Genomic DNA, 22411 nt, shown 5'->3' with positions numbered 1-22411 from the left:
CGTCTAGCGGCCTCCCTCCGACCCCCCCTCGCGCGGCGACCCGTTCGGTCGTTCGTCCAGGGTCTGGGCCAGTCTGCGCAGCCCTCGGTAGGCGGCCGTGCGGACGCTGCCCGCCCGCTTGCCCAGCACGCGGCCCGCCTCCTTGGCGTCCAGGCCCACGACCACGCGGAGCAGAACGGCCTCGGCCTGGTCGCGGGGCAGGCCGGCGATCAGCGCCACGGCCTGCTCGGTGGACAGCCGTTCCAGCGCGTCGGTCTCGGTGTCGCGGACGCTGATCGGCTCGGGCAGCTCCTCCACCGGCAGGCTCACCCCGGGGCGGCGACCGGCCTTGCGCAGGTGGTCGATGGCGCGGTTGCGGGCGATCCGGGTCGTCCAGCCCCGGAAGCGGTCGTAGTCGCCCTGGAACGTGCGGAGGTCGCGGGCGATCTGCAGCCAGGCGTCGGAGGCGACGTCGTCGGCGTCCGCGCCCACCATGGCGCGGAGATAGCGCAGCAGACGCGGCTGCACGTCCCGGTAGAGCGACCGGAACGCCGCCTCGTCCCCCTCGAGCGCCGCCTGCAGGGCCTCCTCGAGCTCCACCTCCTCCGCCGTGGCCGGAGGTGGCCCGGAGGGGGCCGGGGGTTCCCGTGAAGGCTCGGCCACAGGGAAGCGTTCCCGCGCGCCGTCCATGCCGTAGATGATGCAGTGTGTCCGGGCACCGGAGGTAATCAATGGGATGATCCGTCGGCCTCTGGCGGCATATTGGGGTGATCTGCGTCACTTTGGTGGCCATCGGTGTGACGCTCGGGGCCCTCGGGGCGCTGTGTTCTGCGTGGCCACCGAAGATTCCGTTCACGACAACCGTCCCGAGACGCCGGACGGCCCCGACGTCCTCGTCGGCGGCAGGAGCCCCGGGTCCGCCGACATCCGCGTCGCCGGCTCGAAGACCGACGTCCTCGCCCCGCCGCCGAGCGGGTCGGTCGAGGTGCGGATCGCCGGCGAGGACCCGTCGCCGGTCTTCGTCGACTCCAGCGGCCGACGGGCGCGGGTGGTCCGCCGGCTCGGGGTGGGCGCGTCGGTGGCCCTGGCCGCCTACCTGGCGGCGGTCGGCGTGAGCCTGGTCGCCGGGGCGGAGGTCCCGCTGACGCCGTGGACGGGTGGTTCCGGCGAGACCGCCCCCGACGACGACGGCCCCGACCGGCGGAGGCCCGGCGGCCCCGACGCGGCGCGGCTGGGGGGCGCGGGCGTGGCGTCCCCGGGCGTACCGCAGCCGAGCGCCGGCACCCGGCCGGGCGGGACCGGCCCCGGCGGCTCGCCCGCCCCTGCCCCGTCGGGTTCGCGACGACCGAACGGGCCCGGCGTCTCACCGACGGGTGGGCCCGCGCTGCCGCCGCCGGCGCCGAGCGGCACGGTCGTCCCGACCCCGACCTCTCCGGGCAAGGCCCCCACCACCCCGCCCCGCCGGGGCGGTCGCGATCCCAAAGGTAAGCGCACTTCGTGAAGCACCGGGATCCTCGAGGGCACTGGATCCTGCTGCTGCTCGGCGGTCTGGTGCTCGGCGTCGCCCTGCTGCTGAACGGCGCGGCGCGGGGTGAGCTGGGGGAGTCCCCGGGGCGCGTCGCCGCGGACTCCGGCGTCGAGCCCCCCGCCTCGGTCACCGGCGGCGGCCCCGTCGTCAACCTGGCCGACGGGCCGATGCGCAGCGCCCGGCCCAAGCCCAGGACGATCGCGCTGACCTTCGACGACGGGCCCGACCCGCGGTGGACGCCGCAACTGCTGGACGTGCTCGCCCGGCACCACGCCCGCGCCACGTTCTTCGTGGTCGGCGCGCAGGTGGCGCAGCATCCGGGCCTGGCCCGGCGGCTGGCGCGCGAAGGCCACGAGATCGGCAACCACACGTACACGCACATCGACATGAGCACCTCTCCCGACTGGCGGATCCGGCTGGAGCTGGACCTGACGCAGCGGGCGCTGGCCGGGACCGTGGGCGTCAAGACGCGGCTGATGCGGATGCCGTACACGTCCACACCCGGCGGCCTCACCGGGCCGCAGTGGACCGCCGCGCAGCGCGCCGGCCGGCACGGCTACCTCGTGGCGCTCACCGACCGGGACACCGAGGACTGGGCGCGGCCGAGCGCGGACGAGATCGTCCGGCGCGCCGTCACGTCGGCGCGGCCGGGCGAGGGCGCGGTCGTGATGCTGCACGACTCCGGGGGCGACCGGGCCGCGACGGTGGCCGCCGTGGACCGGATCCTCACCACGCTGTCGGCGGAGGGCTACCGCTTCACCACGCTGTCGGAGTCGGTGGGCCTGCCGTACTCCAGTGTCCGCGCCTCCACCGCCGAACGGATGGTCGGCACGGCGCTGGTGTTCGCGCAGCGGGCCTCGGGCTGGCTGATCGCCGGGCTGGCGACGCTGTTCGGGCTGGCGGGGCTGCTCACCCTGACCCGGCTCGGGATGCTGCTGTCGCTGGCGCGGGTCCACGTCCGCCGCGTCCGCGCCAAGGAGAACGTCCCCGATCCGGACCCGCCGCGGGTGTCGGTGGTGGTCCCGGCCTACAACGAGGAGATGAGCATCGAGGCGACCGTACGGTCGATCCTCGACAGCGACCATCGGGCGCCGATCGAGGTGATCGTCGTCGACGACGGATCCACCGACGACACGGCCCGGATCGTGGCCGGGCTCGACCTCCCCGGGCTCCGCCTCCTGCGCAAGACCAACGGTGGCAAGCCCAGCGCGCTGAACGCGGGGATCGCCCGGGCCCGCGCCGACATCATCGTGCTCGTGGACGGCGACACGGTGTTCCAGCGGGACACCGTCCGCACGCTGGTGGCGCCGCTGACCGACCCGACCGTCGGCGCGGTGAGCGGCAACACCAAGGTGGCCAACCGGGGCGGGCTGCTGGGCCGCTGGCAGCACATCGAGTACGTGATCGGCTTCAACCTCGACCGGCGGATGTTCGACGTGCTGGAGTGCATGCCGACGATCCCCGGGGCCATCGGGGCGTTCCGCCGCGAGTCGCTGGCGTCGGTGGGCGGCGTCAGCGACGACACGCTGGCCGAGGACACCGACCTGACCATGGCGATCTGCCGGGCCGGGTGGCGCGTGGTGTACGAGGAGAACGCCCTGGCGTGGACCGAGGCGCCCTCCTCCCTGCGCCAGCTCTGGCGGCAGCGCTACCGGTGGTGCTACGGGACCCTGCAGGCCATGTGGAAGCACCGGGGCTCGATCAGGGAGGGCGGACGCTCGGGCCGCTTCGGCCGTCGGTGTCTGACCTACCTGACGCTGTTCCAGGTGGCGTTGCCGTTGTTCGCCCCGGCCATGGACCTGTTCACGTTGTACGGGCTCCTCTTCCTCGACCCCTGGTGGTTCGCGGGATCGTGGGCGGCCTTCGTCGGCCTGCAGACCCTCGCCGGCGCCTACGCCCTCCGTCTGGACGGCGAACCGGTCCGCCCCCTGTGGGCGCTGCCCATCCAGCAGGTGATCTACCGGCAGCTCATGTACCTGGTGGTCATCCAGTCGCTGGTCACCGCCGTCCTGGGGGCCCGCCTGCGCTGGCACACCATCCGCCGCACCGGGACCTTCACCCCCGACGGCCGTTCCGTCCCCGCCCGCCCGAGCGCCTGACCCACCACCGCGCCCGAGCATCGGCCGGCCCCGGGCGCGCCGTGGCGCGCGTGTCGGGTCCGCCGGGTCGCACCCGTGGCCCCGGTGTTCGGGTGGGAGGCGCGGGTGCCCGGCGGCCGTGGTGCTCGTCGACGGCCGCCGGGCTTCGGGGCGGGTCTCAGTGGGTGGTGTAGACCCTCTCGACGAAGGTCGCGACATGCTCCTCGGGCAGGTGGCGGCCGAGGTCGGCCTCGCTGATCATGCCGACCAGGCGCTTGTTCTCGATCACCGGGAGCCGCTTGATCTGCCGGCCGGCCATCTCCTCGACGACGTCGAGGATGTCGGCGTCGGCGGCGATCCAGCGCGGGGTGCCCTGGGCCAGGTCGCCGGCCGTCACCCTGGAGGGGTCGTGACCGGCGGCGATGCACTTCACCACGATGTCCCGGTCGGTGATGATGCCGCAGAGCCGGTCGTCGTTGTCGCAGATCGGCAGGGCGCCGACGTCCATGTCGCGCATGAGCTGGGCGGCGCGGTCCAGCGTCTCGCCGACCGGGATGCACTGGGCACCCGGATGCATCACGTCACGTGCCGTGGTCATGGGGAACCTCCTGTTCGACGATGGGTGCGAACGTGGCGTTCCCGGCATATGGCGCATAACGCGTGCTTTGCTCAATCGAGGTCATCTGGTGGCCCCCGATTGGGGACCGCGCCGACAACGATCTTCATGGTCGGCGTCCGCGTTCGCATGTCATGATGCGGGCATGCCGAACCCCTCAGACATGACGGCGGCCATCGCCGGCATCTTCGATCGTTCCGCCGCCACCTACGAGCGGACGGGCGCCGAGTTCTTCGCGCCGATGGGGCGCGAGCTGGTGCGCCTGGCGGCGCCGCGGCCGGGGGAGCGCGTGCTGGACGTCGGCTGCGGCCGGGGCCACTGCCTGTTCCCCGCCGCCGAGGCGGTCGGTCCGGACGGCGTGGTCGTCGGGGTGGACCTCGCGCCCTCGATGGTGGCGGCGACGGCGGAGGAGGCCCGCCGGCGGGGGCTGGACCGGGTGACGGTGCGGGAGGGCGACGCCGCCGCGCCGCCGGTCGACCCCGGCTCGTTCGATCTGCTGCTGGGCGGGTTCGTGATCTTCTTCCTGCCCGACCCGGCGAGCGGGGTGCGCGCGTGGGCGCGGGCGCTGCGTCCCGGCGGCCGACTCACGCTCAGCACCTTCCAGCGCCAGGACCCGGGCTACGAGCAGATGCTCAAGGCGATCAACGCCTTCGTTCCGGGCGAGGGCGGGCGGGAGCCCCGGCGTCCGACCCAGCAGTTCCGGACCGAGGAGCCGCTGACCGAGGTGCTCTCCGAGAACGGCTTCGTCGAGATCGTTCACCGGGTCGCCCGCTTCGAGACCCGCTTCGCCGACGCCGACCACCTGTGGGAGTGGAACCTCTCGCACGGCGGCCGGGGCCTGGTCGAGCGCGTCCCCGAGGACCGGGCGGGCGAGGTCCGCGCCGCGGCCGCGGAGGCCGCCGAGGCGATGCGGAACGCGGACGGCGACCTCGTGCTGCGCACCGAGGCGCGCTACACCACCGCCGTCCGCCCCTAGCCGGCAGTGGAAGGCCGCCTCCCGGGGCGAGGGAGGCGGCCGCCACGCGGAGCCTCAGAGGCGGTTGGACGCCTCGGTCAGCACCGAGCGCAGGATCTGCTCGATCTCGTCGAAATGCGACCGGTCGCAGATCAGCGGCGGGGCGAGCTGGACGACGGGGTCGCCGCGGTCGTCGGCGCGGCAGTACAGCCCGGCGTCGTACAGGGCGCGGTCCACGAAGCCGCGCAGCAGCCGCTCGGACTCGCCGTCGTCGAAGGTCGCCTTGGTGGCCTTGTCCTTGACCAGCTCGATGCCGTAGAAGAAGCCGTCGCCGCGCACGTCGCCGACGATCGGCAGGTCCAGCAGCTTCTCCAGGGTCGACCGGAACGCGGCCTCGTTGCGGAGCACGTGGCCCAGCAGGTCCTCGCGCTCGAACAGGTCCAGGTTGGCCATCGCCACCGCCGCCGAGACCGGGTGCCCCCCGAAGGTGTAGCCGTGGGCGAACATCGTGGAGCCCTGGCGGAACGGCTCGAACAGTCGGTCGGAGACCATCATGCCGCCCATCGGGGCGTAGCCGGATGTGATGCCCTTGGCGAAGGTGATGATGTCGGGCAGGTAGCCGAACTTCTGGGAGCCGAACATGGTGCCCAGCCGCCCGTACGCGCAGATCACCTCGTCGGAGACCAGCAGCACGTCGTGCCGGTCGCAGATCTCCCTGACCCGCTCGAAGTATCCGGGCGGCGGCGGGAAGCAGCCGCCGGCGTTCTGCACCGGCTCCAGGAACACCGCGGCGACCGTGTCGGGCCCCTCGAACTCGATGACCTCCTCGATGCGGTCGGCGGCCCAGCGGCCGAACGCCTCGGGGTCGTCGCCGTGCTGGGGCGCCCGGTAGAGGTTGGTGTTGGGCACCCGGAAGGCGCTCGGCACCAGCGGCTCGAACGGGGCCTTCAACCCGGGGAGCCCGGTGAGCGACAGCGCCCCGTGCGGGGTGCCGTGGTAGGCGATGGCCCGGCTGATGACCTTGTGCTTGGTCGGCTTGCCGGTGAGCTTGAAGTACTGCTTGGCGAGCTTCCAGGCGCTCTCGACCGCCTCACCGCCGCCGGTGGTGAAGAAGACCCGGTTGAGGTCGCCGGGGGCGAGCGAGGCCAGCCGTTCGGCCAGCTCGATGGCCTTGGGGTGCGCGTACGACCACACGGGGAAGAACGCCAGCTCGGAGGCCTGCTTGGCGGCGGCCTGGGCGAGCTCCTCGCGGCCGTGGCCCACCTGGGAGACGAACAGCCCGGCGAGCCCGTCCAGGTAGCGCCTGCCCTTGTCGTCGTAGATGTAGGCGCCGTCGCCGCGCACGATCACGGGGACCTCGCCGCCGTTCTCGAACGACGAGTGTCGGGTGAAGTGCATCCACAGGTGGTCGCGGGCGGCGCTCTGCAGGGCGTCCTGCGTCGGGTCCGTCATCACTCTTCCTCGGTGCGTAAGCCCTGGCAGGGTCGCAACCTGCCATGGATCCAGTTGTATAGATCGCATATGACGACTGAATCACGTGTGATCCAGTGTTTGGGCCACGATATTCGAAGAGTTGCCCTTTGCCTAGGTCCCCCCGCAACCGCCCGAGGGCGCTCGGCGTCGCCGAGCGCCCCACGAGGGTCCGCCGTCTACCAGGGCACGACCGTGCCGGGCTCCGGGTCGTCCATGAAGAATCCACCGGTGGGCCCGTCCGCGTCCAGCAGCGCCAGCCGGGCGACCTCCGCGGCCCCCTGGGACGCCGAGCGGGGGCCGGTGTGGGCGTTCAGGTCGGTCGCGCAGTAGCCCGGCGTCACCGCGTTGACCTTGATCGACGTGTCCGCCAGCTCCTTGGCGTAGGAGACCGTGATCGCGTTCAGCGCCGACTTCGAGGAGTTGTACGCCAGCAGGTTGTACGGGTAGTAGACGCTGTCCGGGTCGGCCATCAACGCCAGCGAGCCCAGGTCGCTGGACACGTTCACGATCCGTCCCGCCGGCGATCGGCGCAGCAGCGGCAGCATCGCGTTGGTCACCGCCACCACCCCGAACACGTTCGTCTCGTACGTCTCCCGCACCGCCGCCGGAGTCGTCCCGCTGGGCGGCGCGGCGGCGCTCGGCGGGTTGACGCCCGCGTTGTTGACCAGGGCGTCCAGCCGCCCGAACTCGTCGTCGACCCAGGCCGCCGCCTTGGCCACCGACGCCTCGTCGGTGACGTCGACCTCCACGAGCCGGGCGTCGGCGCCCTCCTCGCGCAGCGTCGCCACGGCCGCCGCCCCGCGTTCCGGCGACCGCGAGCCCACCAGCACGGTCACCCCGCCGGCGCCCAGCCGCCGTGCGGTCTCCAGTCCGATTCCCTTGTTGGCCCCGGTGATCAGGGCGATCGTCGCGTTCATGACGGCCACTGAACGTGGGGCGGACGCGCGGCGGGAGAGCCCTCCCGAGGCCGGCACCGGCGATACCACCCTCGAAGGCCGCGAACCCCGCCCTCGTGGGACATCCTGGAGGAATGGACAGACGGGAACTGGCGGAATTCCTCCGCTCCCGGCGCGCCCGGGTGCGCCCTGAGGACGTGGGGCTGGAGAACGGACCGCGCCGACGCACACCGGGGCTGCGCCGCGAGGAGGTCGCCCGCCTGGCCGGCATGTCGGTCGACTACTACATCCGGCTCGAACAGGCCCGGGGACCGCGGCCGTCCCGGCAGATCCTCGGGGCGCTGGCCCGCGCCCTGCGCCTCACCGACGCCGAGCGCGACCATCTGCACCACCTGGCGGGGGAGGCGCCGCTGCCGAGCACCGGTCCGCCGCAGGACGTGCCCGCGGGGATCCTGCACCTGCTCGACCGGCTCGACGACACCCCCGCCTTCGTGATCGACGCCAAGTACGACGTGCTGGCGATGAACCCGATGGCCGCGGCGCTGTTCGGAGAGTCCTCCCGGACGATCCCCCGAGAGCTCAACCCGATGCGTCGGTTCTTCCTGCACCCGGCGGCGTCCCGGATCTGCGTCGACGGCGAGTACGGGCTGTTCGCCCGGGCCTCCGCGGCCGACCTGCGCGCCGCCACCGCCCGCTACCCCGATGACCCCGGGGTCGCCGAGCTGGTGAGGGAGCTGCGGGCGGGCAGCGACCTGTTCGCCCGCCTGTGGGAGGAGCATGAGGTCGCGGTCCAGACGAGCAACGTCAAGACCTTCAGGCACCCCGTCGTGGGGCCCATCGAGCTGCACTGCGACGTCCTGGAGGTGCCCGAACGCGACCAGCGGGTCGTCCTCTACACGGCCGCCCCGGGCACCCCGGCCCACGAGGCGCTGAAACTCCTGCGCGTCGTCGGCACCCAGGAGATGACCGAGGGGCGTGCCCTCCAGGACACGCCCCCCTGACGGGCCGCTAGCGCATCTCGCGCTTGAGGATCTTGCCGCTGGCGGTCATCGGGAAGCTGTCGCGGAACTCCACGATGCGCGGGTACTTGTAGTTGGCGAACTGCTCCTTACCCCACTCCACCAGCTCTTCCTCGGTGATCGTGGCGTCCGGGGTGCGGATCACGAACGCCTTGATCTCCTCGCCGTGGGACTCGTGCGGGACGCCCATCACCGCGGCCAGCGAGACCTGCGGGTGGGTCATCAGGACCTCCTCGATCTCCCGCGGGTACACGTTGAACCCCCCGCGGATGATCATGTCCTTGGACCGGTCGATGATGTAGTAGTAGCCCTCGTCGTCGCGGCGGGCCACGTCACCGGTGCGGAACCAGCCGTCCTTGATCACCTCGGCGGTCGCCTCGGGCCGCTTGAAGTAGCCCTTCATGACGTTGGCGCCGCGGATGGCGATCTCGCCCGGGCCCTCGCCCTCGATGGTCTTCCAGTCGTCGTCGATCAGCTTCATCTCGACGCCCCAGATCGGCAGGCCGATCGACCCCGGCTTGGTGGGCCGGTCGGGCCGGTTGAACGAGGCCACCGGGGAGGTCTCCGACAGGCCGTAGCCCTCGAGGATGTCGACGCCGAACTTGTTCTTGATCCCCTTGAGGACCTCCAGCGGCAGCGCCGCCCCGCCGGACACCGCGACGCGGAGGTTCTCCCGGATGGTCGCCACGTCCTCGGCCGAAGTGTCGTCGGTGAGCAGCGCCCACCACATCGTCGGCACCCCGGCGAACTGGTTGACCTTCTCCTTCACCATCAGCGCGATGGCGGCCTTGGGCTCGAAGCGCGGCATCAGGACCAGCGTCGCCCGCCGGTAGAGGCCGACGTTCATCACGCAGGTCTGCCCGAAGATGTGGAACAGCGGCAGCGTCACCAGGAAGGTGTCGTGGAGCGACCGCTCGAACAGCAGGTCGTCGACCATGGCGTTGTTCAGCAGGTTGTTGTGCGACAACTCCGCGCCCTTGGGCTGCCCCGTCGTGCCGCTCGTGTAGAGCACCACGGCCGTGTCCGTCGGCTCGGTCACCACGGTCTCGAACGTGTTCGCCTGACCGCCCAGCGCGGCCCAGAACAGCTCGGCCCCCTCGATCGGGGACTCGGTGACGTCCAACCCCGCCGGGAGCAGGAAGAAGTGCTCGCATCCGGGCGTCTCCTGGAAGCCCGCCCAGCCCATCTCGCCCAGCGGCAGCTCGGGGGTGCCCTGGAAGCAGAACAGCGCCTTGGCCTCGGAGTCGGCCAGGTGGTAGGCGATCTCGCGCGGCTTGAGCAGCACGTTCAGCGGGACCACCACCGCGCCCGCCTTGAGGATCCCGAAGTAGATCATCGGGAAGTAGGGCAGGTTGGGGGAGGAGATCGCCACCTTGTCGCCCGGCCCGATGCCCCGTGACACCAGCAGGTTGGCGACCTGGTTGGCCACGCCGTCGATGAACGAGTACGACAGCCGCATGTCGCCGAAGACCACGGCGTCCCGGTCGGGCGTCTCCCGGGCGGCGTCCTCGAGCAGAACGGACAGGTTGAGCATGGCACTCCTCACGAAGCGGACGACCGGATGGCGTCGCGTCGAACGGTGGATGAGGTGCGTCCATCCTTGTGCATCACCTCACTTTGACGCTACCCGCAAGTAATGAATTCTGTGCAAGGGCACCGGTCTCCTCCGCAGACCTTGCCATTGCGCTAGTCTTGAGCTATGCGAGCGCGCCCGCTTCTCGGCCCGCCGCGCTGACCGGCCCCAGAGGCACCTCGGCGCGGCGACCCCTCCCATGCGAGGGGTCTCTTCATGTGCGAGGCCAGGCAGGCGTCGGATCCCAGGCCGTGCGGCACCGTACGGCCTCCGTACCCAAAGACCGGAGTCGACGACCGTGAGCACCGACGAACAGACCCGCGACGCGTCGGGGAGCGCCGCCGGGGGCCCCGGCGAGTCCTACGACCCCCGGGCGGTGCAGGACAAGTGGCAGGCCCGCTGGGCCGAGTTGGAGCCGTACCGCGCGGACGATTCCACCGCCGACCCCCGCGAGCGGCGCTACGCGCTCGACATGTTCGCCTACCCCTCCGGCGACCTGCACATGGGGCACGCCGAGGCGTTCGCGATCGGTGACGTCCCCGCGCGCTACTGGTTCCAGCGCGGCCACAACGTGCTGCACCCCGTCGGCTGGGACTCCTTCGGCCTGCCCGCCGAGAACGCCGCCATCAAGCGCGACTCGCACCCGGCCGAATGGACGTACGCCAACATCGAGACCCAGGCGGCCTCGTTCCGGCGGTACGCGCCGTCCTTCGACTGGTCGCGGCGGCTGCACACCTCCGACCCCGAGTACTACAAGTGGACGCAGTGGCTGTTCCTGCGCTTCTTCGAGCGGGGGCTGGCCTACCGCAAGGGCGGTCAGGTCAACTGGTGCCCCAAGGACCAGACGGTGCTGGCCAACGAGCAGGTCGTCGGCGGCCACTGCGAGCGCTGCGGGTCCCCGGTCGAGCGCCGGGTGCTGACCCAGTGGTACTTCCGGATCACCGAGTACGCCGACCGGCTGCTGGACGACATGAAGGAGCTGGAGGGCAACTGGCCCGACCGGGTCCTGCTGATGCAGCGCAACTGGATCGGCCGTTCCACCGGGGCCGACGTCGACTTCGTGATCGAGGGCCGCGACGAGCCGGTCACCGTCTTCACCACCCGTCCCGACACCCTGCACGGGGCGACGTTCTTCGTGGTCGCCGCCGACGCGCCGCTGGCCGCCGAGATCTGCGCCCCGGAGCAGCGCGCCGAGTTCGAGGCGTACCGCGAGCAGGTGGCGCGGGAGAGCGAGATCGAACGGCTGTCCACCGAGCGCGAGAAGACCGGCGTGTTCCTGGGCCGGTACGCGATCAACCCGGTCAACGGCGAGCGGATGCCGGTCTGGGCCTCCGACTACGTGCTGGCCGAGTACGGCCACGGCGCGATCATGGCGGTGCCCGCCCACGACCAGCGCGACCTGGACTTCGCCCGCCGGTTCGACCTGCCGGTCCGGGTGGTCGTCGACACCGGCATGGAGGACCCCGCCGCGACCGGCGTCGCCACCACCGGGGACGGTCTGCTGGTCAACTCCGGGCCGCTGGACGGGCTGCCCAAGGCCGACGCCATCGCCCGGATCACCGAGATCCTGGAGGGCAAGAGCCTGGGCCGCGCCTCGGTGAACTTCCGGCTGCGCGACTGGCTGGTGTCCCGGCAGCGGTTCTGGGGCTGCCCGATCCCGATCATCCACTGCCCGTCCTGCGGCGAGGTCCCGGTCCCCGACGACCAACTGCCGGTCACGCTGCCGAACGACCTGCGCGGCGCGGACCTGGCCCCCAAGGGCACCTCCCCGCTGGCCGCCGCCGAGGACTGGGCCAACGTGCCCTGCCCCTCCTGCGGTGGGGCCGCCCGGCGCGACTCCGACACCATGGACACCTTCGTGGACTCGTCCTGGTACTACTTCCGCTACTGCTCGCCGGACTACACCGAGGGCCCGTTCGACGTCGAGCAGGTCCGCCGGTGGATGCCGGTCGACCAGTACACCGGCGGCGTCGAGCACGCCATCCTGCACCTGCTGTACAGCCGGTTCTTCACCAAGGTCCTGCACGACATGGGCATGGTGGACTTCACCGAGCCCTTCACCCGGCTGCTGAACCAGGGCCAGGTGATCAACGAGGGCAAGGCCATGTCCAAGTCCCTGGGCAACGGCGTCGACCTGGGCGAGCAGATCACCGAGTACGGCGTGGACGTGGTCCGGCTGGCCATGCTGTTCTCCGGCCCGCCCGAGGACGACATCGACTGGGCCGACGTCTCGCCGCACGCCATGTCCCGTTTCCTGGGCCGCGTCCACCGCATCGCCACCGAGGTCGCCGCCCCCGTGGACGCCGACCCCGCGACCGGCGACACGGCCCTGCGCCGCGTCACCCACCGCACCGTGGACGAGGTCACCACCCTGGTCGAGTCCTACCGCTTCAACGTCGCCATCGCCCGCGTCATGGAGCTGGTCTCGGCCACCCGCAAGGCCATCGACTCCGGCCCCGGCCCGGCCGACCCCGCCGTCCGCGAGGCCGCCGAGACCCTGACGATCCTGCTGTCCCTGTTCGCCCCCTACACCGCCGAGGAGTCCTGGTCCCTGCTGGGCCGCCCCGCCCCGGTGGCCACCGCCGGCTGGCCGTCCCCCGACCCCGCCCTGCTGGTCGAGGACCGGGTCACCTGCGTCGTCCAGGTCGCGGGCAAGGTCCGCGACCGCCTGGAGGTCCCCCCCGGCATCACCGCCGACGACCTGGAGCGCTTGGCCCTGTCCTCCGACAAGGTCCGCTCCGCCCTGGCGGGCGCCGACATCCGCAAGGTGATCGTCCGAGCCCCCAAGATCGTCAACATCGTCCCCGCCTGACCCCACCCCGCCCCGCCGCCCCCGGCGGGGCGGGCCCCTCCCACCCCGAGCCACCCCCACGACCGCCCGCCCGGGGCCACCACCCCCGCCGCCCGCGTCCACCTACCCTGTGCGTTCATCGACATCTCCCCAGGTCACGAGCGTGCGGACGCTTGCCACACGAACACCCGGTCGCCCACGCCGTGAGCGCCGTTCCACCCACGTGACGGTCAGGCTCGTTGTGGGCGGAGTCCTTCCGCGCCGGTGGCAGGGCACTCGGTCGCCTACGCCGCGAGCGCTGGTTCCACTTCACGTGGGCGGCCACGCTCGGTGGTGGGCAGTCTCCCCGCGGACCGAGGGTGGGCCTGGTGGCGCTGTTCTGCCTCGCGGGGGCCGGGCCGGTGGGGGTGGCTCGGGCGCGTGCAGGTGTGGGTCCGGGCGCGAAGCGTGGCTTGTGCGGGTGAGGCGGGGGTTTGTGGCGTGGGTGACGTCGGGTGGTGGGCGTGGTGAAAGAGAGTGGGGCGTGCCCTGGGTGAGGAGGAGGACCCATGGGGTGGTGGGTGGTGTGGCGGTGGGTCACATCTTGCGGAGGACCGCCACCACTCGGCCCAGGACGGAGGCCTCGTCGCCCGGGATGGGCTCGTAGGCCTTGTTCTGGGGCATCAGCCAGATGTGGTCGTCCTTGCGCTTGAAGGTCTTGACGGTGGCCTCGCCGTCGATCATGGCGGCGACGATGTCGCCGTTCTCGGCGACGGGCTGCTGACGGACGACCACCCAGTCGCCGTCGGCGATGGCGGCCTCGATCATCGAGTCGCCGGAGACCTTGAGCAGGAAGTGGGTGCCCTCGCCGACGAGCTGCTTGGGCAGGGCGAAGACGTCCTCGACGGCCTCCTCGGCCAGGATGGGGCCACCGGCGGCGATCCGGCCGACCAGGGGCACCAGGGCGGGGGCGGTGCTCGACGCGGCGGCGGACTCGAAGGACTCGGGGGCGGTGCCGTCGACGCTCACCGGGGTGGCGCCGGGGACGCGGACCTCGACCGCGCGCGGGCGGTTGGGGTCGCGGCGCAGGTAGCCCTTGCGCTGGAGGGTGCGCAGTTGGTGGGACACGCTGGAGGTGCTGGTCAGTCCGACGGCCTCGCCGATCTCCCGCATCGAGGGGGGATAGCCGCGCCGCTGGACGGAGTCCCGGATCACCTCGAGCACCATGCGCTGCCGCTGGGTGAGACCGCTCTCGTCCATCGGCCCGTCGGGCAACTCCCGGACCTTGCTCATCGCTAGACCGCCTCCTGGGCGCTGTCGTGACGGCCTGACCGGCGCGCCACTCGTACGGGGTCCTCACTCCTCGCTGTCATGGCACGTTAGCGCGGATCACGCCGATGATCAAACAACTGTTCGAAAAGAGTCGGCGTGTCCCGCTCGCCGGTGTCGGGGACGTGCGATAGAAATCGTACACCTGTTCGATCGAACTTGTATTCGAATGTCCTCGAACGGAGGCCGAACATGGCGAGTGTGCCGAGGACCCCGTCCCATCGCCGACCGATACGCACCCGACGACATCTCACCCTGATCCCCGGCGGCCCCGACAGCCGCCCTCCCCACCGCTCCGTTCCACGCCCTCCGGCCGTACGCCCTGAAGCCCCGGCACCGCCCGACGCGGCCGAGGGGAGTACGGCCGTCCGAAGCGGCGACTCACCCCGCGCGACGGCACCAAGGGAGAACGGAGCCCATGCCCCGGAGAGCGGTCTGGGTGGTCGTACCGCGCCCGGGAGGAGGAGCTCGCCCCGTGCGACGACACCCGGGGAGAGCGTGGTCCGCGACCCCGGAGGTGCTCGGAGCGGTCGTGGCGTGGCGGGGCGGAGCGGCTCGGCCCGTGCGTCGGTACCGGTGGAGGGCAAGACTCGCGACTCCGGAGGTGGTCAGGGCGGTCGTGGCGTGGTGCGACGAGGCGACTCGACCCGTGCGACTACACCCGGCGACAGCGGGGGTCGCGACTCGGGAAGTGGTCGGAATGGTCGTGGCGTGGCGGGGCGGAGCGGCTCGGCCCGTGCGTCGGTACCGGTGGAGGGCGACTCCGGAGGTGGTCAGGGCGGTCGTGGCGTGGTGCGACGAGGCGGCTCGATCCGGGTGTCGGCATCCGGCGAGAGTGGGACCCGCGACCCGGGAGGTGGTCGAGGTGGGCGTGGCGTGGCCCGACGAGGCGACTCGACTCGGGCGTCGGTGCCGGGGCGCGACTTCGAAAGCAGTGGTGCCGGGCAGTGGAGGGGCTCACCCCCTGGTGCCCCGCAGGGCAAGGGGGCCGGTGGTGGGGCCTCGGTGGGCGGAGGGGTGGTCGGGAGTGCTCCGCCCGTGCGGTTGACGCGGCGGGGGAAGGTGGTCGTGGTGCTCGCCCTCGTCGTGATGATGCTGGGGGCCTTCTGGCTCGGTACGGAGCGGGGGGCTCGGGCCGGGGGAGAGGGGGGCGGGGCGGTGGAGACGGTGGTGGTCGGGCGCGGTGAGACGCTGTGGGAGATCGCGTCCAGGCTTCGGCCCCGGGACGATCCGCGACGGGTGGTGGGGGAGATCGGGGAGCTCAACGGGCTCCGTGGATCGATCGTTCAGCCAGGTCAGCGGTTGCGGGTTCCGCGGAGTTGAGGGCGGGGGCGCGACGACACGCCGGAGGGGGCTGCGGAGGCCTTCTGTGACCAGGGTCTACTGCCGAGGCGATCGTTCCAGCTTGCGAAGCCCTTCGGAGGGGCCTAGGTTTGACCACAACATCTAGTAGTTACACCGATGTGATTCTCCACAGGTTGTGGTCTTGTGGCGGTCTGTCAGGGGAGGTCGAGACACGGTGCACTGCCCGTTCTGCCGTAACCCCGACAGCAGGGTGATCGACAGCCGTTCCACCGAGGACGGCGCGGCCATCCGGCGCCGCCGGGCCTGCCCCGAGTGCGGCAGGCGGTTCACGACCCAGGAGACCGTGCTCCAGATGGTGGCCAAGCGCAGCGGGGTCACCGAGCCGTTCTCCCGGGAGAAGATCATCGCCGGGGTGCGCCGGGCGTGTCAGGGCCGGCCCGTGGACGAGGACGCGCTGGCGAAGTTGGGCCAGCGGGTGGAGGAGACGATCCGCGCGACGGGGGTCGCCGAGATCGCCTCGCACGAGGTCGGCCTGGCCATCCTGGGGCCGCTGCGGGAACTCGACGAGGTGGCCTACCTGCGATTCGCCTCCGTGTACCGGGGGTTCGAGTCGCTGGAGGACTTCGAGAGGGAGATCGAGTCGCTGCGCACCGCGTTCACCGCGGCGCGCGGCCGGCACGACGACTAGAAGAGCACAACGACCTGAGAGAAGCCCGGGCCGGCGGTATGGGCGGGCCGGCGGGCGATGTTGATCCTGTTACGGGGCCCGTGAGGGCCCGAAGGGGGAAGAGTCATGACCGAAACGGTGAGCGGCTCGACGGCCAGGCGCGGCAAGGGCCGCAAGGGGCTGAAGATCGGCCGGGTCTTCACCACGCCGGGCGTGCATCCGTACGACGCGATCACCTGGGAGCGTCGTGACGTCGTCATGACCAACTGGCGCGACGGATCGATCAACTTCGAGCAGCGCGGGGTGGAGTTCCCCGACTTCTGGTCGGTGAACGCCGCCAACATCGTGACGTCGAAGTACTTCCGCGGCGCCGTGGGCACCCCGCAGCGCGAGCGGAGCCTGCGGCAACTGGTCGACCGGGTGGTGAACGTCTACACCGAGACCGGCCGGGCCAACGGCTACTTCGCCACCGACGAGGACGCCGAGATCTTCGACCACGAGTTGAAGCACGCCCTGGTCCACCAGGTGTTCAGCTTCAACTCGCCCGTCTGGTTCAACGTCGGCACCAAGTCGCCGCAGCAGGTCAGCGCCTGTTTCATCCTCTCCGTGGACGACACCATGGAGTCGATCCTGGAGTGGTACAAGGAGGAGGGGACGATCTTCAAGGGCGGGTCGGGCGCCGGCCTGAACCTGTCGCGGATCCGTTCCAGCAAGGAGCTGCTGTCCTCCGGCGGCACCGCCAGCGGGCCCGTGTCGTTCATGCGCGGCGCCGACGCCTCGGCGGGCACCATCAAGTCGGGGGGCGCCACCCGCCGGGCCGCCAAGATGGTCGTGCTGGACGTGGACCATCCCGACGTCGCCGAGTTCATCGAGACCAAGGCGCGCGAGGAGAACAAGATCCGCGCGCTGCGGGACGCCGGCTTCGACATGGACCTGGGCGGCAAGGACATCACCAGCGTCCAGTACCAGAACGCCAACAACTCGGTGCGGGTCTCCGAGGAGTTCATGCGGGCGGTGGAGTCCGGCGGCGACTTCGGGCTGCGCGCCCGGCTGAACGGCGAGGTCATCGAGACCGTCAAGGCCAAGGACCTGTTCCGGCTGATGGCCAAGGCCGCCTGGGACTGCGCCGACCCGGGCATCCAGTACGACGACACGATCAACGACTGGCACACCACCCCGGAGACCGGGCGGATCACCGCCAGCAACCCGTGCTCGGAGTACATGAGCCTGGACAACTCCTCCTGCAACCTGGCCAGCATCAACCTGCTGAAGTTCCTGCGCCCCGACAACACGTTCGACGTGGAACGCTTCACGAGGCTGACCGAGCTGATCATCACCGCGATGGACATCTCGATCACGTTCGCGGACTTCCCCACCGAGAAGATCGGCGAGACCACCCGGGCCTACCGGCAGCTCGGCATCGGGTACGCCAACCTGGGCGCGCTGCTGATGGCCACCGGGCACGCCTACGACTCCGAGGGCGGCCGGGGACTGGCCGCCGCGATCACCTCGCTGATGACGGGCGTGGCGTACCGCCGGTCCGCCGAGCTGGCCGGGGTGGTCGGCCCGTACGAGGGGTACGCCCGCAACGCCGACGCGCACAAGCGGGTGATGCGCAAGCACGCCGCCGCCAACGACGAGATCCGGCCGCTGGACGCCATGGACAAGTCCGTGCACGTCGCCGCCACGCGCCAGTGGGCCGAGTGCCTCAAGACCGGTGAGAAGAACGGCTACCGCAACGCGCAGGCGTCGCTGCTGGCCCCCACCGGCACCATCGGCCTGATGATGGACTGCGACACCACCGGCATCGAGCCCGACCTGGCCCTGAAGAAGTTCAAGAAGCTGGTCGGCGGCGGCTCCATGGAGATCGTCAACCTCACCGTGCCGCGGGCGCTGCGCCAGCTCGGCTATCAGGAGGAGCGGGTCGAGGCGATCGTCGAGTACATCGCCGAGCACGGCCACGTGGTCAACGCGCCCGGCCTGCGCCCCGAGCACTACGACGTGTTCGACTGCGCGATGGGCGAGCGGGCGATCAGCCCGATGGGCCACGTCCGGATGATGGCGGCCGTGCAGCCGTTCCTGTCCGGCGCGATCAGCAAGACGGTCAACATGCCGGAGCAGGCCACCGTCGAGGACATCGAGAAGGTGTACTTCGAGGGCTGGAAGCTGGGCCTCAAGGCGCTGGCGATCTACCGCGACAACTGCAAGGTGGGCCAGCCGCTGTCGGTCGCCAAGACCAGGGCCGAGGAGAAGGCCGAGCCGTCGGCGGCCGTCGCCCCCGCCGAGGTCCGCCCGGTCCGCCGCCGGCTGCCCAAGCAGCGCCCGGCGACCGTGACCCGGTTCTCGGTGGCCGGCGCCGAGGGGTACATGACCGCCTCGTCCTACCCGGACGACGGCCTCGGCGAGGTGTTCCTCAAGCTGGGCAAGCAGGGCTCGACCCTGGCCGGGGTGATGGACGCGTTCTCCATGGCCATCTCCATCAGCCTCCAGTACGGGGTGCCGCTGGAGACCTGGGTGGACAAGTTCACCAACATGCGGTTCGAGCCGGCGGGTGTCACCGACGACCCGGACATCCGGATGGCCACCTCGGTGATGGACTACATCTTCCGCCGGCTGGCCCTGGACCACCTGCCGTTCGAGCACCGGGCCGAGCTGGGCATCCTCACCGCCCAGGAGCGGGCCATGCAGGCCAACGGGGAGGACCCGGCCAGCCTGCACGCCGAGGAGGAGGTCGCCCGCGAGACCCTCGCCCAGACCGCCGAGATCACCCGCCCGGCGGCCCGCCAGAGCGAGCCCGCCCCGGCCGCCCCGCCGGCGCCGACGGGTGCGAGCGGTGTGAACGGCACGGCGGTCGACGTCATGGAGAGCCACCAGGGCCGCACCGCGGAGGACGCCCCGCTGTGCATGACCTGCGGCACCAAGATGCGCCCGGCGGGAAGCTGCTACGTCTGCGAGGGCTGCGGCTCCACCAGCGGCTGTAGCTGACGAGGGAACACGTGAGAGGGCGGGGGGCCACCGGCTCCCCGCCCTCGTGCGTTCCCGGGCGCGGTTGACCTTCCAGCGGGTGGAAGGTGCACAGTCGTGGCCATGGGCGACGGCGCTGAGTTCTTCACCATCGGCAGGTTGGCCGAGCGCACCGGGCTGACGGCGCGCACGATCCGCTTCTGGTCCGACGCCGGGGTGGTGCCGCCCGCCGGGCGGTCCGCGAACGGCTACCGGATCTACGACGCGGCGGCGGTGGCGCGCCTGGACCTGGTCCGCACGCTGCGGGACCTCGGGTTCGGGCTGGAGGAGGTGAGGGCCGTGCTGGCCCGCACCACCGGCCTCGCGGAGGTGGCGCGGGTGCACGTCGCGGCGCTGGACGCGGAGATCCGGACGCTGCGGCTACGCCGGTCGGTGCTGAGCGCGGTCGCCCGCCACGGCAAGACGATCGAGGAGACGATGGTGACGCACCGACTGGCCGGGCTGACCGCGACGGAACGACGGCGACTGATCGACGACTTCGTCAACGGGGTGTTCGAGGGGATCGACCCCGAGGCCCCCGCGATGGGCATCGCGACCGGAATGCGGGCCGTGGAGCTGCCCGACGACCCGACCCCCGAGCAGGTGGACGCCTGGCTCGAACTCGCCGAACTGGTCCACGACGAGGGGTTCCGGCGGCGGGTCCGAGAGATGGCGGTGGCGGGGGAGAACGGCGGTCCGGGCACCGGGCACGCCGTCGACCCGGGGCTCGTGGCCGAGCACACGGGGCGCGCCCTCGCCGAGGGGATCGCCCCGGACTCGCCGGAGGGCGGACGCGTCCTGGATCTGATCGTCGCCCCGGACACTCCGGCGGAGCGGCGGGCCGAGATCCTGCAAGGGCTGGAGACGTTCACCGACGCGCGGGTGGAGCGCTACTGGCGTCTCGTCGGGATCATCAACGCGTATCCGCCGTTCCCCTCCGCGGTACCCGGTTTCGAGTGGCTCATCGCCGCCCTCGGGGCGCACCCGCGCGCTTGAGCGGACCGGCCGGTTCCGGTCGGCCTTTTGTGCGTTCAGGACATAGCGCCGCCGGCAGGTGATCAGTACGCTCCCTGCGATCATCTCGTTCTCACGGCCTCCCGAACGCCCCGCAGGCCGTCTTCGCAAAGGATGTTCTTTGAGACGCTTCATCGTGCCCGCCGTGGCGGCAGTGGCCGTGTTCGGCGCGGTGACCCCGTCGTACGCAGGAACGCTTCCCGCACAGGGCGAGGCGGGGAACGACCTCGTCGCCTCCAGCACGGGAACCAAGGAGGTGAGGCCGGGCGGCACCCTCTCGTTCACGGGGTCCATCAAGAACGCGGGGCCCGGCGCACAGCCGAACGCGTCCGCGTCGATCTTTGTCAGCGGAGTGCGCAATCTCCAGGCGCCCGGCTGCACGGTCCTGCCCTCCAAGCCCGGTGACCAGGGTCTCGCGGCCACGTGCGCGCTCGGCACGCTGGCCGTGGGCCAGTCGAAGACCGTGCGTTGGACCGCCACGGTGGCGCCCGGCACCAAGGACCAGGCGCTGCTGTCCGTTCTCGGCGCCGAGCCGGTGGAGGGCGACGCGAACCCGAACAACAACGGCAGCGTTCACACCGTCAAGATCGTTTATGGTGCCGACCTCGCGACCGCCCTCAGCGGCCCCAAGGTCGTCATGCCCAAGCGCCCCGTCGCGTACAAGGCCACCGTCCGGAACGGCGGCCCCACGGCGGCCAAGGGCGTCAAGGTCACCTTCACCGTGCCGAAGAACCTCAGCCGGGCCTGGGCGCGCGGCTGCGTCAACACCCCCGGCAAGGCCATCTGCACCGTCGGCGACCTCAACGTCGGGGCGAGCAGGACGGTGTCGCTGACCGGCATCGCCGCCGCCCCGGTCGGCAAGCAGATCAACGTCGCGGCGACCGCCGCGGCGAGGTCCCCGTACGACCCGCGGACCGGTAACAACACCGCCCGCACGCGGACCACCGTCCGCAAGCTCAACGCCGACGTGCGCGTGGCCGGCGGCGCGGTGGGCACCTTCCGTGCCGGCGGCACGGGCGTCTACCGCCTCACGGTCGGCAACGCGGGGCCGTTCGCGGCCCGCAACGTGCTGGTGACCGGCGCCCTTCCCAAGGGCCTGACCCTCGCCGGGGTCAAGGGCTGCGCCAAGGCCGGCAACGGCATCCGCTGCACCCTTCCCAACCTGGCGGCGGGCGCGTCCAAGACCATCGAGGTCACCGTCCGCATCGCGCGCAACGTGCGCGGTCCGGTCGTGTTCAAGGTGTCGGCCAAGTCCGCCACCCCGGACTGGGTCATGGGCAACAACACCCGCTCCGTGCGGAAGGTCGTGCTGGCCCCCTGATCCGGGCCCGACCCCTTCTGCGTGTTCGGAACGGTCATGGGTACGGATCACCACCATGACCGTTCCGAACATCGTGTTGAACAACGGCGTGCCGATGCCGCAACTGGGCTACGGGGTCTGGCAGGTCGAGGACGCCGAGGCCGAGAAGGCCGTCGCGACCGCCCTGGACGCGGGCTATCGCAGCATCGACACGGCCGCGCTGTACTACAACGAACAGGGCGTCGGACGGGCCGTCCGGTCCTCCGACGTGCCCCGTGAGGAGCTGTTCCTCACCACGAAGCTCTGGAACACCGAGCACGAGTACGACCGGGCGCTCGCGGCGTTCGACCAGAGCATGGGCCGGCTGGGGCTGGACGTCCTGGACCTCTACCTGATCCATTGGCCGGTGCCCGCGCAGGACAGGTACATGGACGCCTGGAGGGCCCTGGAACGGCTCTACCGCGACGGACGGGTCCGGGCCATCGGGGTCTCCAACTTCACCGTCGAGACGCTCACGCGGCTGTTGGACGAGGGCGACGTGCCCCCGGCCGTCAACCAGATCGAGCTGCATCCGACGCTGGCGCAGGCGGAACTGCGCGCGTTCCACCGTGAGAACGGCATCGCGACCGAGGCGTGGAGCCCGTTGGGCCAGGGCCGGGGCCTCCTGGAGGAGCCGACGCTGGTGCGGCTGTCGGCCGCGCACGGCAGGACGCCGGCGCAGATCGTGCTCCGCTGGCACCTCCAGCTCGGCAACATCGTGATCCCCAAGTCGGTGACGCCGTCGCGGATCGCCGAGAACCTCGACGTGTTCGGCTTCGAGCTGAGCCCGGAGGACATGGCCGAGATCTCCGCCCTGGACGTGGGTCGACGGCTCGGCCCCGACCCGGCGACCATGAGCTTCTGACG

General features: G+C 71.5%; 17 protein-coding genes. 11 read left to right on the top strand and 6 right to left on the bottom strand.

What is annotated here, in order from left to right; translation table 11 throughout:
- Positions 1-3: 3 nt before the first annotated feature.
- Positions 4-579 carry an RNA polymerase sigma factor gene (locus DFJ69_RS04470; protein WP_245974004.1) on the bottom strand — a complete coding sequence of 192 codons (576 nt, stop codon included), beginning with the start codon at positions 577-579 and terminating at the stop codon, positions 4-6.
- Positions 580-811: 232 nt separating this feature from the next.
- Between DFJ69_RS04470 and DFJ69_RS04465 the strand changes: the two genes are divergently transcribed.
- Positions 812-1480: a hypothetical protein gene (locus tag DFJ69_RS04465; protein ID WP_147312200.1), complete on the top strand. Its 669-nt coding sequence runs from the start codon at positions 812-814 to the stop codon at positions 1478-1480.
- Positions 1477-3606, top strand: a complete 2130-nt coding sequence (locus DFJ69_RS04460; RefSeq protein ID WP_116021306.1) for a bifunctional polysaccharide deacetylase/glycosyltransferase family 2 protein — start codon at positions 1477-1479, stop codon at positions 3604-3606. The genes DFJ69_RS04465 and DFJ69_RS04460 overlap by 4 nt, the downstream gene beginning before the upstream one ends.
- A gap of 157 nt (positions 3607-3763) precedes the next feature.
- On the opposite strand, the gene DFJ69_RS04455 is transcribed toward DFJ69_RS04460, so the two are convergent.
- Positions 3764-4183 (bottom strand): CBS domain-containing protein, encoded by a 420-nt coding sequence (locus DFJ69_RS04455; protein ID WP_116026393.1) that lies wholly within the window; start codon positions 4181-4183, stop codon positions 3764-3766.
- Positions 4184-4346: 163 nt separating this feature from the next.
- On the opposite strand from DFJ69_RS04455, the gene DFJ69_RS04450 reads away from it, so the two are divergent.
- Positions 4347-5177: a class I SAM-dependent methyltransferase gene (locus DFJ69_RS04450; protein WP_170177534.1), complete on the top strand. Its 831-nt coding sequence runs from the start codon at positions 4347-4349 to the stop codon at positions 5175-5177.
- 54 nt (positions 5178-5231) lie between these two features.
- Here DFJ69_RS04450 and DFJ69_RS04445 read toward each other — a convergent pair whose 3' ends face one another.
- Positions 5232-6608, bottom strand: a complete 1377-nt coding sequence (locus DFJ69_RS04445) for an aspartate aminotransferase family protein (RefSeq protein ID WP_116021304.1) — start codon at positions 6606-6608, stop codon at positions 5232-5234.
- Positions 6609-6805: 197 nt separating this feature from the next.
- Positions 6806-7546, bottom strand: coding sequence for an SDR family oxidoreductase (locus DFJ69_RS04440; RefSeq protein ID WP_116026392.1), 741 nt, complete (start codon positions 7544-7546; stop codon positions 6806-6808).
- Positions 7547-7659: 113 nt separating this feature from the next.
- On the opposite strand from DFJ69_RS04440, the gene DFJ69_RS04435 reads away from it, so the two are divergent.
- Positions 7660-8526 (top strand): helix-turn-helix transcriptional regulator, encoded by an 867-nt coding sequence (locus DFJ69_RS04435; protein WP_116021303.1) that lies wholly within the window; start codon positions 7660-7662, stop codon positions 8524-8526.
- A gap of 7 nt (positions 8527-8533) precedes the next feature.
- On the opposite strand, the gene DFJ69_RS04430 is transcribed toward DFJ69_RS04435, so the two are convergent.
- Positions 8534-10078, bottom strand: a complete 1545-nt coding sequence (locus tag DFJ69_RS04430; RefSeq protein ID WP_116021302.1) for a long-chain-fatty-acid--CoA ligase — start codon at positions 10076-10078, stop codon at positions 8534-8536.
- A 337-nt stretch (positions 10079-10415) separates the two neighbouring features.
- Between DFJ69_RS04430 and leuS the strand changes: the two genes are divergently transcribed.
- Entirely contained in the window at positions 10416-12929 is a 2514-nt protein-coding gene (gene leuS / locus DFJ69_RS04425) for a leucine--tRNA ligase (protein ID WP_245974003.1), read from the top strand.
- 555 nt (positions 12930-13484) lie between these two features.
- Here leuS and lexA read toward each other — a convergent pair.
- Positions 13485-14180 carry a transcriptional repressor LexA gene (gene lexA / locus DFJ69_RS04420; protein WP_116021300.1) on the bottom strand — a complete coding sequence of 232 codons (696 nt, stop codon included), beginning with the start codon at positions 14178-14180 and terminating at the stop codon, positions 13485-13487.
- A gap of 1107 nt (positions 14181-15287) precedes the next feature.
- Between lexA and DFJ69_RS04415 the strand changes: the two genes are divergently transcribed.
- The 6 genes from DFJ69_RS04415 (at position 15288) to DFJ69_RS04390 (ending at position 22409) form a co-directional block, all read left to right on the top strand.
- Entirely contained in the window at positions 15288-15539 is a 252-nt protein-coding gene (locus DFJ69_RS04415) for a LysM peptidoglycan-binding domain-containing protein (protein ID WP_245974001.1), read from the top strand.
- Positions 15540-15735: 196 nt separating this feature from the next.
- A complete protein-coding gene (gene nrdR, locus DFJ69_RS04410) occupies positions 15736-16209 on the top strand; it encodes a transcriptional regulator NrdR (RefSeq protein WP_116021299.1) in 474 nt (157 codons plus the stop codon).
- A gap of 105 nt (positions 16210-16314) precedes the next feature.
- Entirely contained in the window at positions 16315-19173 is a 2859-nt protein-coding gene (locus DFJ69_RS04405) for a vitamin B12-dependent ribonucleotide reductase (protein WP_116021298.1), read from the top strand.
- A 102-nt stretch (positions 19174-19275) separates the two neighbouring features.
- Positions 19276-20187 carry a helix-turn-helix domain-containing protein gene (locus DFJ69_RS04400; protein ID WP_116026390.1) on the top strand — a complete coding sequence of 304 codons (912 nt, stop codon included), beginning with the start codon at positions 19276-19278 and terminating at the stop codon, positions 20185-20187.
- A gap of 139 nt (positions 20188-20326) precedes the next feature.
- Entirely contained in the window at positions 20327-21526 is a 1200-nt protein-coding gene (locus DFJ69_RS04395; protein WP_116021297.1) for a DUF11 domain-containing protein, read from the top strand.
- A 55-nt stretch (positions 21527-21581) separates the two neighbouring features.
- Positions 21582-22409, top strand: a complete 828-nt coding sequence (locus tag DFJ69_RS04390; protein WP_116021296.1) for an aldo/keto reductase — start codon at positions 21582-21584, stop codon at positions 22407-22409.
- Positions 22410-22411 lie beyond the last annotated feature (2 nt).

The sequence above is a fragment of the Thermomonospora umbrina genome (assembly GCF_003386555.1).
GTDB lineage: Bacteria > Actinomycetota > Actinomycetes > Streptosporangiales > Streptosporangiaceae > Thermomonospora > Thermomonospora umbrina.
The sequence above is the reverse complement of the archived record's forward strand: the minus strand, read 5'-3'. Positions and strand labels throughout refer to the sequence as shown.